Origin of the sequence: Paenibacillus sp. Pae15, from assembly GCF_024519685.1 — a bacterium.
GTDB classification, from domain to species: domain Bacteria; phylum Bacillota; class Bacilli; order Paenibacillales; family NBRC-103111; genus Paenibacillus_G; species Paenibacillus_G naphthalenovorans.
In genome coordinates, this window is record NZ_JALJRM010000002.1 from 227,412 (window position 1) to 240,615 (window position 13,204).

Below are 13,204 nucleotides of genomic sequence, written 5' to 3' on the forward strand. Positions count from 1 at the left end.
GTGAAATGGCATGAAAGTAAATCAGGCTGAATTTGTGATCAGTGCCGTCGGTCCAAGCCAATATCCTTCCGATGCCTTGCCGGAAATTGCTCTGGCAGGGCGTTCTAATGTCGGCAAATCTTCATTAATCAACCGTATGATCAACCGTAAAAATCTGGCCCGCACCAGCTCGAAGCCCGGCAAAACGCAGCAGCTTAACTATTACCGGATTAATACCGATTTATTTTTTGTCGATTTGCCCGGTTACGGCTATGCGCAGGTGTCCAAAACCGAACGGGAAAAGTGGGGGAAGTTCATCGAGGAGTACCTGCTGAAGCGGGAATATTTGCAGCTTGTGCTGCAGGTTATTGATCTTCGTCACCCGCCTTCGAAGGACGATCAGGCGATGTATGCCTGGCTCAAGCATAACGGGGTTCCGGTGTGCCTCGTAGCCACGAAGGCGGACAAAATCCCGAAGGGCAAATGGCAGAAGCACATGAAGATCGTTAGAGAGACGCTGGGTGTGGACAAGTCCGACCCGCTTGTGCTGTTCTCTTCCGAAACGGGACTCGGTAAAGACGAATTGTGGTCCGTCATCGAGCAGCGGATCGGAGACGGCGCAATATCGGAGCCTGAAGATGCAATAAATAACGCCAAAGAAAATGAAAGCCGATAAAAGAAGAGCCCTGGTCTTGAACACAGGAAAGACTGCGGGCTGCTTCTTTTTGCCTTTTTACGGCATTGGTACGGGGAACTGCGAAACAAAGGGAGGGAGAAAGAGTTATTTACCCGTTCCCCCGGTCTTCTGAGGGGAAAAAGCGAATTTTTCTAATTTCCGGCGAAATACAAAACCTTGGGAGCAGGAATATTAAATAATTATGTAGTATAATGTATAGAGAACAACTGAAAATAGGCTCAAGCTTAGGTTCGAAAAAAATGAATCGAGGGATTTTTATGGCAAATAGGTTAGCGACTGAATACGTCAAAACCTGCCTAAAGTTAACGGAAGCCGAGATGACCCAATTCATTCAAATGTTTGTCGACCAGGGGGCTTCTTTGCAAGTCAAAGTTCTTGAAAATGGAAATCAAGAGGTTGTGCTGCAAGACGACGCTGGTGAAGAAATCGTCCTGCCGTTTGAGCGGCAAATGAATTTGTATGTATGTCAAGGCACTTGCCGGATGAAAAATAGAAATCTGGTTAACGCCATGCGAAAAGCAGTATCCGTCTTTAAAGGGGATGCTGTCGTTCACCGGATTTATCATGCTTACACCATGGTCTACACATATAAACAAGGCGCAGTCGTCAAGATTGTGGAGAAGGCGAAGAATGCCGAAAAAGTGGTTTATGAATTTAAGGATACGCTCGGTCAATTGGAGCATTTGTTCCATAAGAATGAGGTGGAGCAAGAGATCAGGTGGCTCAAGGAGCAAGTGAACAGCCTGCTTGACCTTCGCAATGAGATCACGGAAAATTACGTTCGCGACCAGATCGATGTCCGACTTCGCAAACTGACGCATCGTTTGTTTGTACTTGAAGCTTAAGATAATGCGTTTATTCATAGGAACTCTTTCCGGTTCGGCTTTGCTGTGCCGGGGAAGGGTTCCATTTGCATTTTTATACACCTTTGTTTATACCGGTTTCGGATATCGCCGTTACAGCCGCTAATGGGCTTGGGATGAAGGCCATCCTCAATTCACATGGGACATGTTTTGTACATATTTTGTTGTTGGGTGTTCACGGATGATAGGGAAAAACGAATTTGCAAAAAAAAGTATTGCATTTCTGGTCAATAGATGTTATTTTTATTTTCGTTGAAAAAATAATAGGAACCAGGATTCACTCAGGACATGTAATGTTGCGAGAGATTATTCCCTCGAGAAGTGAATGACGTAGGTCCTAGCGGATGAAATTTTCAAAACATTTTATTCCTAGGAAGGGGGAACCGGAAGATGGAATACTCAACTTTCGGAAGACACGTAGCTGTAGATACATGGGGAGTCGATTTCGAACTTCTCAATAATGCTGAATGGTTACAAGCACAAATGGTAGAAGCTGCCGAGGTTTGCGGGGCGACCGTTTTGTCGGTGCAGTCCAAGCAATTTGAACCACAAGGCGCAACGGTTCTTGTATTACTGTCAGAAAGTCATCTCTCCATTCATACGTATCCTGAGAAAGGCTTCGCAGCGCTCGATTGTTATACCTGTGGCGAGACGGTCGATCCTCAGCTAGCGATTGAACATATGCTCTCCGTTCTGAAGCCGGAGGTTGCACACGCTAAAAAACTGGTTCGCGGTGTGGGTGAACTGCAAGTCGAAACACCGGTATTGAAGCAAGCGGAATTGATTAAATCATGAATTGAACATATCATAACCACGGAATCGTTTCCGTGGTTATTTCTTTTCATTCCCTCCCATACATATCAAGTAATTGCTTGGTTGAGAGGGGATTCGGCTGCATGCAGGCAGTCATCCGGAGGCCAAGAAAAAAATGGAGCCGGCAAGTATACGTCCCGGTATTCCGGAGGAAAATAGAAATGCGGTCTTGAACAAGAAAATTTTGAAAATAAGCCGTGAATGTGAAAAAAAGTTCATAAATTATGTCGAAGAAGCTCGGACAACTATGCTATAATAAATTCAATTTAAAAGGAGGAGGCAGGTGAACCAGATGCATATCGTCGTGGCAGGTTTAAATTATCGAACAGCGCCGGTATCGATCAGAGAAAAATTTGCATTCGCCGAGAAGGATTTGCCGCTGGCGCTGAAAGAGCTGAAGAACATCAAAAGCGTGATGGAATGCGTCATTGTGGCCACCTGCAACCGGACGGAATTATACGTTGTGGTTGACAGCCAGCATTTGTGCGGACATCTTTTACGGGGATTTATTGAAAAATGGTTCGATGTGCCGAAAGAGCAGTTCAATAAACATCTTTACGTTTTGGAGAATGAGAAAGCCATTGAGCATTTGTTCCGGGTGGCGAGCGGACTGGATTCGATGGTGATCGGTGAGACGCAAATTTTAGGCCAGGTTCGTGATGCTTTCCTTTTGGCACAGCAGGAGAAGACGACGGGTGTCTTGTTTAACACGCTGTTCAAGCAGGCTGTTACCATGGCTAAACGAGCGCACACCGAGACGGGAATCGGGGAAAATCCGGTATCTGTCAGCTATGCGGCGGTGGAACTCGGCAAACGCATCTTCGGGAGCTACGAGCGCAAGAAAGTGCTGATTATCGGCGCCGGGAAGATGAGCGAGCTGACGGTAAAGCATCTGTACGCCAACGGAGCGGATAAAGTCATCGTTGTGAACCGTACGCTAAGCCGGGCTCGGGAGCTTGCAGATAAGTTTAGCGGCGTCGCAAGCACGATGGACCGTTTGATGGCTCATCTCGAGGAGGCGGACATCGTCATCAGTTCCACAGGGGCGTCCGGTTATGTATTAACTGCCGGGCAGGTGTCTTCCATATTGCAGCGCCGCCGCTCCAGACCTCTGTTTATGATCGACATCGCCGTTCCGCGCGACCTGGATCCGCGTTTGGGTGAAATGCCGAATGTTTTCTTATATGACATTGACAATCTTCAATCCATCGTCAATTCCCATTTGGAAGAACGCCGGAAAGCGGCGGTACAGATTGAAGAGATGATAGGGATGGAGATCGCGGCTTTTGAACAGTGGACGAAGACGTTGGGTGTCAGTCCTGTCATTCAGGCGCTGCAAACGAAAGCGGCCTCCATTCATGAGGAAACCATGGACAGCTTGCTGAAGAAGCTGCCCGAATTGGATGAACGCGAATTGAAAGTGATTCGCAAATTAACCAAAAGCATTGTCAATCAAATACTGCGCGATCCCATTGTCCGTATTAAAGAAATGGCAGCTGAGCGTCATGGGGATGATGCGCTCGAAATGTTCACGAAAATTTTTGCCTTGGAAGAGCAGTTGGCCGAGCAAAAGCGGATGGAGCAAGCGGCGCAGAAGCAAGAAGAGGAAGCTGCGCAGGAGCGGATGAAAGAGGAGCTTCTTTCCAAGGTAAGGGCATCCGCCACGCCTGCTGATGTTCTGGCCAAAGCCTAACCGGAAAGGGAGGCCATGGTTACGCAAACTTGGTTGTATGATGCCATTATTTATATCTATGCCCTGAGCCTCCTGTTTTACTTCTCGGACTTTGTCGGTTCGAACCGAAGTGCAAAACGGATGGGTACAGGGTTGCTTTCTTTTGTATGGGTGTTGCAAACGGCATACTTGGTTTACAGCCTGGTAGAACATAGAAATTTATCGACCTTTTCGATGTTCGAAACGCTGTTTATTTTTTCTTGGCTGCTAGTGACTGTGTCCATTCTTATCAATCGTTTTTTTCGGATCGAATTGTTTGTCTTTTTGGTTAATGTGCTGGGATTTGCTGTGCTGGCGGCCAACTTTTTCAGCAGGCCGGGAATTTCTCCTACACTGTCGCATTGGAATATTAATGACGAGCTTTTATTCATTCATATTACGTTGGCGGTGGGAGGCTATGCAGCCTTCGTCGTCTCGGCGGTATTTTCCGGCATGTACTTGTTTTTACATCGCATGCTGAAGGAAAAGAAGTGGTCCCAGCAGATGCTGCGGCTTCCAAGCTTGGAGAAGACGGATCGCTATGCGTTTGTGGCTGCGGTGATCGGTGCTCCGCTGCTGCTGCTGAGTATTTCCCTTGGTATTGTATGGATTGCGCTTGAGGGTGATTTTACACTCTTTTTCGACTCTAAAGTAGTGAATTCATGGTTTGTTCTTTTGGCTTATGTTTTTTATTTATTTCAACGGATGCTGTTGAAAGCACCGGGCAACAGGCTGGCGCTTTGGAATTTGGCGGCATTCGTGATCACCCTGCTTAATTTCTTGCTGGCGAATTACTATTCCGGCTTTCACCAATGGTCGTAAGGGAGGAAGTGCGGATGGCGGCCAAATCCAATGGACCGGCTGCGGGACGGAAAGACGGAGCCAAAATATGGTACCCGGTGCTGCTTGATCTTGAGGACAAGCCGTGCCTTGTTGTCGGCGGCGGAAGGGTCGCCGAGCGTAAGGCTTGTACCCTCATGGAAGCCGGGGCGAGCGTGACAGTGGTCAGCCCGCGGCTTACCCCGCAATTGGAAGCGTGGGCGGAGCAAGGGCTTATACGGACGCAGCGTGAGGAATATACCGCCGGTCTTCCCGTACTGGCGCAAGCGTTTCTCGTGTTCGCCGCTACCGGCGATGCCGAGGTGAATGCGCAGGTATGTGCCGAAGCGGAAGCCCTCGGTAAGCTTGTGAATTCGGCCGATGATGCGGAGGCCGGAGGGTTTATTGTACCGGCGACCCTGAGGCGCGGCCGGTTGACGCTGGCGGTATCGACGGCAGGCGCAAGCCCTTCGCTGGCCGCCAAAGTGCGCAGGCAGCTTGAAGACATGTTTGGAGAAGAGTACGCGCCGTATCTGGAGCTGATGCATGAACTGCGCATGACCGTCCAGACTGTCGTGTCCGATACGTCTGAACGCCAGGAGTTGTTTCGGGCCATGCTGGAGTGGAAGCTGCTTCCTTTGTTTAAGTCAGGGAGACTGCCATATGATCATCTCCGGTCGGAGCTGCTGCGCCGCGTGGCGGAAGACCCGACAATCGACGGGATCTGCAGCATCGGAGATTGGCTGCTGAGTCTACAAAACGCTTGGAATGGGCATGAATGAAAAGAAAAAGAAGACCAGACGGATGGTTAAAATACTGTCTGATCACAAAGGGTTATTCAAGCGGGCTTCGCTCAGAAGCTTTCTTAATTTATATCAGGTCATTAGCTATAGAGGCTGATTGAGTGGACAAGGGGTTGACCGAACGCATGCGTAAAATCGTTGTAGGTACCAGACAGAGCGCGCTCGCTCTGACACAAACCGGACAGGTGATCGATCATCTTAAGGAGCTGTGTGAGCGGAACGGCATCGAAGTGGAGTTCGAATTGAAAAAAATCGTGACCAAAGGCGATCGGATTCTCGATGTAACGCTTTCCAAGGTAGGCGGTAAAGGCTTATTCGTTAAAGAAATTGAACAAGCGCTGCTCGATGGCGAAATCGATCTGGCGGTACATAGCATGAAGGACATGCCCTTCGAGCTTCCGGAAGGCTTGGTGATCGGCGCTATACCTGAACGGGAAGACCCTCGCGACGGGTTGATTACGATCGGGGGTCGGGGGTTGGACGACCTCCCCGAGGGGGCAAAGATCGGGACAAGCAGCTTGCGCCGCTCAAGCCAATTGCAAAACTATCGGCCGGACTTCCGGATCGAACCGGTAAGAGGCAACATCGATTCAAGGCTGGGCAAGCTGGAGAAAGAAGGCTTCGACGCCATCGTGTTAGCCGCGGCCGGTTTGCGTCGTATTGGCTGGGAGGATCGGATCAGCGCATACCTGCCTCCCGAGTTGTGTCTCCCGGCCGTAGGACAGGGAGCGTTATGTATCGAGTGCCGCGGCGATAACGAATTCGTGCTGGATCTCCTGGCCGGGTACCGCCATGAGCCTACAGCTATTGCGGTAAGCGCGGAACGAAGCTTCCTGGGCCGCTTGAACGGCGGCTGCCAGGTTCCGATCGGGGCTTATGCCCAATTGGGCGAAGTGAACGCCGACGGTAAACCGGAAATCACGCTGACCGGCATGGTGGGATCGCCGGACGGCAAACGGATGTTAAAAGAAACAATGAACGGAACAGATCCGGAAAAGCTGGGATTAGCTTTAGCCGAGGCACTAATCGCCAAAGGAGCTGCAGAGCTGCTGTCCATAGCTGGGGAATAGGGGAGAAACGGTTGTGAATAAGGGTGTCGTTTATCTTGTCGGTGCCGGACCAGGGGATCCGAAGCTGATTACGTTGAGAGGCTTGGAGGCAATACAGCGGGCCGATGTGGTTGTTTACGACAGACTTGCCAGCCCGCGTCTACTGAAGCATATGAAGGCCGGTGCGGAGAAAATTTTTGTGGGCAAGCTGCCCGACAAGCATATGATGAAGCAGGAGGAAATTAACCGGCTGCTGGTCGACCTTGCGCTTCAAGGAAAGACCGTGACCCGGCTCAAGGGCGGAGATCCGAGCGTGTTCGGACGCGTGGGAGAGGAAGCGGAGCTGCTCGCGGACAACGGGATCAAGTTTGAAATTGTTCCCGGCATTACTTCCGCCATCGCCGTGCCGGCTTATGCCGGAATCCCGGTAACGCATCGCGATTTTACTTCTTCCTTTTCCATCGTGACGGGGCATGAATATAAAAATAAAACATACTCCAGCGTGAATTGGGATAACTTGTCGCAAGCGTCCGGCACACTTATTTTTTTAATGGGTGTGGCTAACCTAGAGCAAATATGCAACCGGCTGATTCATGGCGGCAAATCTCCGGAGACTCCTGTGGCGCTCATTCGATGGGGAACTTGGATGGAGCAGGAAACATTGACGGGAACATTGACGGATATCGCGGAAAAGGTGAGAGCAGCCAATTTTCAATCGCCGGCGGTTACGATCGTTGGCGAAGTCGTGAAGCTAAGAGACAAGCTCTCCTGGTTCGAGAAGAAGCCGCTCTTCGGACGGCGAATCCTGGTCACCCGTGCGCGCAGTCAAGCCAGTGATTTAGCCAACCAAATCGATGAACTGGGCGGAGAAGCGGTGGAGTTTCCGGTGATTCGTACACAGCAGACAACCGATCCCGCTGCTCAAGCGCTGCGGGATGACGCCATAAGCTCTGTGGAACAGTTTGACTGGATTATGTTTACAAGCGTAAACGGTGTGGAGTTTTTCTTTCAAAGAATGCGGGAGCTGCGTAAGGATATACGCTCTCTTGCGAAGGCGCGTATTGCGGCCGTCGGTCCGAAAACAGCGGAAGCGTTGGAGGAGCGAGGCCTGATGATTGAAACGATCCCTTCACGGTATCAAGGGGATGCGCTGCCCGAAGCATTGGCTGCCGAGCTGCAGCCGAATCAGCGTGTGCTTCTTCCTACAGCGAATATCGCCAGGGACGCGCTGCCTCATAAGCTCAAGGAACTCGGTTTGCATGTGACCAAAATCGATATGTATGAAACGGTGCTGGAAACCGATCACGGTGATGAAATCATCGAGCTGCTCAAGCAGGGTAAAATTCATATTGTCACGTTTACAAGCTCATCTACAGTAACAAATCTGCTTCGCGCATTAAAGGAGCTTGGCGAGCATGAGCCGGTTGAATTGCTCCGGGGCTGCAACATTGCTTGTATCGGTCCGTTAACCGCCCAAACTGCTTTGGATGCAGGGCTGAATGTAGACTATATGGCCAAAGAAGCGACGGTTTCGTCGCTTGTGGCCAGCTTATACCAACAGGATAGCGGCGAATAAAGCCGACTAACCGCAGCTAGGAGGAGAACTTATGAGTTTCCCGCTCGTTCGAAATCGCAGACTGCGTACGTCCCACGCAATACGTAATCTGGTAAGAGAGCACGCTGTTTCCACGTATGATTTGATTTATCCGATATTTGTGACCCATGGTTCCGGAATTAAAGAAGAAATCAGCTCAATGCCGGGCGTATACCATCTGTCAATAGACCGGTTGGAAGAAGAAATTCGTGAAGTGACGGCTCTTGGTATTCAAGCCATTCTCTTGTTTGGCGTACCGGAGCATAAAGATGCTCACGGAAGCTCGGCTTATGACGCAAACGGCATCGTTCAGCAGGCTGCCCGCCGGATCAAAGAATGGAATCCCCAGCTTTTAGTCATTGCGGATACCTGTCTGTGCCAATTCACGGACCACGGCCACTGCGGCATCGTTCATTTTGATGAAGCCAAAGGGCGTGCCGAGGTGTTGAACGACCCTACGCTGGAGCTGCTCGTCAAAACGGCGGTGTCTCAAGCCGAAGCCGGTGCGGATATCATTGCACCGTCGAACATGATGGATGGTTTCGTGTATGCGATCCGTCAAGGGTTGGACGAAGCCGGCTATGAGCACGTGCCGATCATGTCTTATTCCGTCAAATATTCTTCTTCATTCTACGGACCGTTCCGTGATGCAGCCCATTCGGCGCCGCAGTTTGGCGACCGGAAGACGTATCAGATGGATCCCGCCAATTCCCGCGAAGCGCTGCGTGAAGCGGATGCCGATGTCGCGGAGGGCGCCGATTTTCTCATGGTGAAGCCGGCGCTCGCTTATATGGATATGATTCGGATGCTGCGCGACCGTTATGATCTTCCGATTGTTGCTTACAACGTCAGCGCGGAGTATTCCATGGTCAAAGCCGCGGCCGCACAGGGCTGGATCGATGAGAAGGCTATCGTGATGGAAACCATGGTCGGCTTTAAGCGGGCGGGCGCGGATCTGATCATTACTTATTTCGCCAAGGACATTGCCCGTTGGCTGAAAGAAGAATAACCGAATCGGTCTATCGTGTAATCAAACGTTTGTCTTCCAGCTCAGCTGCAGGACAAACGTTTTTTTCATTAGATTTGCCGCCTTCATCGAAGGGGCCGGACGTTGGCCAATGGGATGACTGCCATGGCGGCTCTCCGTTCCCGGGATGAGCGAGATATTTTCCTTGAAATCAGCTGTCATACATTTGTCGGAAAACGGCGGCTGACATACGTTGTTACCTGCTTTCAAATAGGGCATAATGGAAAGTATACAACGGGAATGCGGAAAAGAGGAATCCAATATGAGCTATAATGATTTGTTTATCCGTGCTTGTAAAAAGCAGGAAGTGGATACGCTGCCGGTGTGGTATATGCGGCAGGCGGGACGGTATGACCCGGATTATCGCAAAATCAAGGAAAAATACAGCCTTCTTGAAATTTGCAGGCAGCCGGAGCTGGCGGCGGAAGTGACCATGATGCCGGTGAAAAAGCTTGGCGTCGATGCGGCGATTTTGTATTCGGATATCATGAATCCCGTCGCTTCGATCGGAATCGATTTTGATATTGTCAAAAATATCGGTCCGGTGATCCATAACCCGATTCGCACGTCTGCGGATGTGCAAAGGCTGAAGCCGATTCAGGTGGAGCAGGATTTATCACACGTCCTGAAGACGATTGAAATTCTGGTTGGAGAGCTGCAGGTTCCGCTCATTACGTTTGCGGGTGCGCCGTTTACCATTGCCAGCTATTTGATCGAAGGCAAGCCCTCCAAGAGCTACATCCGCACCAAAGGGCTGATGTACGGTGAACCGAAGATTTGGTTTGAGCTGATGGACAAATTGGGAGACATGGTCATTACATATCTGAAAGCCCATATCGCTTCCGGCGCCAAAGCGGTGCAATTGTTCGACAGCTGGGTCGGGGCGCTGTCTCCGGCCGATTATCAAACCTATGTGCTGCCGACGATCCGCCGTATTTTTGCCGAGATGGAATCTTATGAGGAGCCGAAAATTTATTTCCCGGGCGTCAGCTCCGGGGAGCTACTGCCTTATCTACGGGATGTCCAGGCTGACGTTATCGGACTGGATTGGCGTGTTCCGATTGCAGAAGGACGTCGGCGCGTAGGCAGCCGGTTTGCGGTGCAGGGCAATTTGGACCCTTATGTGCTGACAGCTCCCATGTCCGTCATTGAGGCACAGGCCAAGGCCATTATCGATGAAGGCATTCAAAAGCCGGGGTACGTGTTCAATCTAGGGCACGGCTTGTTCCCGGAGGCTTCCTTGGAAAAGCTGAGGGAGCTCACAGCGTTTATCCATACGTACTCCCGTCAGGCGCTGAAAGCGCAGGGAACTTTCAAACAGGAAAGCGGTGTATAACATGAGTGCGACGGAGATCAAACGGATTGGTGTTCTTGTCTTGTCTTACGGAACGCCCAAAAGCATCGATGACATTGAAGCCTATTATACGCATATCCGGAGAGGGCATCCTCCGACGCCGGAGCAGCTGCAGGATTTGAAAAATCGCTATGAAGCGATTGTGGGAGGCGTATTTCCGCTTAGGGAGAACACCGACAAACAAGTGAAGGCTCTGGAGGACCGGTTGAACGAGAAATATCCGGACACCACGTTTATTTGCTATCAAGGCTTAAAGCACGCGGCCCCTTTTATAGAGGACGGCGTAGAGCAAATCGTTCAGGACGGACTTACGGAAGCGGTCGGCGTGGTGCTGGCTCCGCATTATTCCTCGATGAGCGTTGGGGGGTATATGAAACGGGCGCAAGCGAAGGCGGATGAGCTTGGTTTAAACATCCGGTTCGTTCGCAGCTACCATTTGCATCCCAAGCTGATCGAAGCTTTGGCGGAGCGGGTGGAAGAAGCCTTGAACCGATTCGAAGGGGTGGAGAAGGACCGGATCAAGGTGATTTTTACCGCACACAGCCTGCCGGAAAAAATACTCGAGATGAAAGATCCGTACCCTGAGCAGCTGCTGGAAACGTCCAGAGCGGTCGCCGCTAAGACGGGTCTGACGAATTGGCAGTTCGGCTGGCAGAGTGCGGGACAGACCGGAGAGCCATGGCTTGGTCCCGATGTCCTGGACGTGCTGCGCACCATCAAGCAGGAAAAGCAGGCGGAGCATGTACTGATCTGCCCGGTCGGATTTGTTTCCGATCATCTTGAAATTTTATACGACCTCGATATTGAAGCGCAGCTAACGGCTCGCGAGCTCGGACTGCATCTGGAACGTACCCGTTCCTTGAATACCGACCCGCTGTACATGGATGCGTTAAGCGACGTCGTTTACGCGCAGTTGGAGAGGAATTGATGGTATGGACGGCAACGCCAGACACGTCGTTATTGTTGGCGGAGGCATAACAGGGCTTAGCGCCGCTTATTATTTGAAGAAAAGTACGGCCGCCCCCTTGCGGATTACGGTGATGGAAAAAGGCGGGGCGTTCGGGGGGAAAATCGTCACATTAAAGCGGGACGGCTTCGTTATAGAGAAAGGCCCGGATTCGTTCCTGGCGCGAAAGCAGGCGATCATTGATTTAACCCGGGAGCTAGGGCTGGAGGACAAGCTGACAGGTACGAATCCCAACGCAAAAAGAACGTACATTCTATCGGGCGGGAAGCTTCACCGGATACCTGACGGCCTTATGCTGGGAATTCCTACTCGGCTGGTTCCTTTCATGCGGACGGGTCTTCTGTCGCTGTCCGGCAAGGCGCGTGCCGCACTGGATTTGGCGCTGCCCAAACGAACATCGCCGGAAGACGAGTCGCTCGGGCACTTTTTAGAGCGGCGGCTGGGGGCGGAGGTGCTTGCGCAAATCGCCGAACCCCTGCTTGCCGGCATCTATGCAGGCGACACGTACAATTTGAGCTTAAGAGCGACCTTCCCGCAATTTCACTCGATTGAGCAGAAGCACCGCAGTCTGATCCTGGGCATGATGCAAAACCGGAAAGCGGGCGGCGAGGAAAGCCGGACGCTGCCCGAGGCCGCACGTAATACGATGTTCCTCACCTACAGGGATGGACTGGAGACACTGATTGACGGACTGCTGGATGCGCTCGATGATGTGCGTCTTCTAAAGCATTGCGGTGTTTCGCAGGTGGAGAAGGCGGAGGGAGGTTACCGCGTCATTCGGGAAGACGGAGAGATAGAGGATGCGGCTGGTGTCATTATAGCGCTCCCTGCCTACGGCATAAGCGAAGTGCTCGGTTCCGGGGTTCCTGAAATTCGGGAGCTGGACAGGATCGAATATGTCTCCGTCGCGAACGTTATCCTGGCATTCAATGCCGAGGACATGGTACGGAAGCTCGACGGTTCGGGATTTGTCGTGCCAAGGCGGGAAGGGCGGTTTATTACGGCTTGCACCTGGACGTCCAAGAAATGGCTGCATACCGCGCCTAGCGGTAAAGTGCTTCTGCGCTGTTATGTCGGACGTTTCGGAGACGACCGTTGGCTTCATATGACGGAGGACGAAGTTTTCCGTGAGGTACGTAAAGATTTGAGAGAAACGATGGGCATTACAGCCGAGCCGTTATTTATGGAAATGACGAAGCTGATGCGTTCGATGCCGCAATACCCTGTCGGCCATCTCGAGCTAATCGGCCGCGTTCGCCAAGGGTTGTCCGAGCGCATGCCCGGTGTGCTGGTGACGGGAGCGGCGTTCCAAGGCGTAGGGCTGCCGGATTGTATTCGTCAGGGAAAGGAAGCTGCGCAGCAAATGGCGGCACAGCTTCAGTAGCATTGGAAAAAGCCCGACCTCATCGGGCTTTACATTTTTCGATTAAAGGGAAGAAAAGATATGGCGGCCTGCAAAGGGAATGGTATAATGGCTGTGAGATTGTCCGGTTACCGGGATACCGGTTTTAAGATGGGTTTAAGTACA

12 protein-coding genes are annotated in these 13,204 nt (G+C 51.4%); all 12 read left to right on the top strand.

The genetic code is table 11. From position 1 onward, the window contains the following. Positions 1 to 10 precede the first annotated feature (10 nt). The 12 genes from yihA to hemG all read left to right on the top strand — a co-directional run bounded on the left by yihA (position 11) and on the right by hemG (position 13,060). Positions 11 to 655 (top strand): ribosome biogenesis GTP-binding protein YihA/YsxC, encoded by a 645-nt coding sequence (gene yihA / locus NR121_RS02810; protein WP_256830417.1) that lies wholly within the window; start codon positions 11 to 13, stop codon positions 653 to 655. A gap of 278 nt (positions 656 to 933) precedes the next feature. Next, on the top strand, positions 934 to 1,521 hold the full coding sequence (locus NR121_RS02815) for a hypothetical protein (RefSeq protein WP_054819245.1): 588 nt from the start codon (positions 934 to 936) through the stop codon (positions 1,519 to 1,521). A gap of 408 nt (positions 1,522 to 1,929) precedes the next feature. Continuing rightward, entirely contained in the window at positions 1,930 to 2,334 is a 405-nt protein-coding gene (gene speD, locus NR121_RS02820) for an adenosylmethionine decarboxylase (protein ID WP_062409266.1), read from the top strand. A gap of 310 nt (positions 2,335 to 2,644) precedes the next feature. After that, a complete protein-coding gene (hemA, locus tag NR121_RS02825; protein ID WP_054819246.1) occupies positions 2,645 to 4,045 on the top strand; it encodes a glutamyl-tRNA reductase in 1,401 nt (466 codons plus the stop codon). 15 nt (positions 4,046 to 4,060) lie between these two features. Next, on the top strand, positions 4,061 to 4,885 hold the full coding sequence (ccsA, locus tag NR121_RS02830) for a cytochrome c biogenesis protein CcsA (RefSeq protein ID WP_062409264.1): 825 nt from the start codon (positions 4,061 to 4,063) through the stop codon (positions 4,883 to 4,885). Between the two features lie 14 nt (positions 4,886 to 4,899). Then, on the top strand, positions 4,900 to 5,664 hold the full coding sequence (locus NR121_RS02835) for a precorrin-2 dehydrogenase/sirohydrochlorin ferrochelatase family protein (RefSeq protein ID WP_074727137.1): 765 nt from the start codon (positions 4,900 to 4,902) through the stop codon (positions 5,662 to 5,664). A gap of 146 nt (positions 5,665 to 5,810) precedes the next feature. Next, a complete protein-coding gene (hemC, locus tag NR121_RS02840) occupies positions 5,811 to 6,755 on the top strand; it encodes a hydroxymethylbilane synthase (protein WP_256830457.1) in 945 nt (314 codons plus the stop codon). 13 nt (positions 6,756 to 6,768) lie between these two features. Continuing rightward, complete coding sequence (gene cobA / locus NR121_RS02845; RefSeq protein WP_139170766.1) at positions 6,769 to 8,310, top strand: uroporphyrinogen-III C-methyltransferase; 1,542 nt, start codon at positions 6,769 to 6,771, stop codon at positions 8,308 to 8,310. A gap of 31 nt (positions 8,311 to 8,341) precedes the next feature. Then, on the top strand, positions 8,342 to 9,337 hold the full coding sequence (gene hemB / locus NR121_RS02850; RefSeq protein ID WP_054819247.1) for a porphobilinogen synthase: 996 nt from the start codon (positions 8,342 to 8,344) through the stop codon (positions 9,335 to 9,337). 280 nt (positions 9,338 to 9,617) lie between these two features. After that, a complete protein-coding gene (gene hemE / locus NR121_RS02855; RefSeq protein ID WP_062409260.1) occupies positions 9,618 to 10,691 on the top strand; it encodes a uroporphyrinogen decarboxylase in 1,074 nt (357 codons plus the stop codon). Position 10,692: 1 nt separating this feature from the next. Beyond that, positions 10,693 to 11,637 (top strand): ferrochelatase, encoded by a 945-nt coding sequence (gene hemH / locus NR121_RS02860; protein WP_054819249.1) that lies wholly within the window; start codon positions 10,693 to 10,695, stop codon positions 11,635 to 11,637. A gap of 4 nt (positions 11,638 to 11,641) precedes the next feature. Beyond that, positions 11,642 to 13,060, top strand: coding sequence for a protoporphyrinogen oxidase (gene hemG / locus NR121_RS02865; RefSeq protein WP_256830422.1), 1,419 nt, complete (start codon positions 11,642 to 11,644; stop codon positions 13,058 to 13,060). Positions 13,061 to 13,204: the final 144 nt, after the last annotated feature.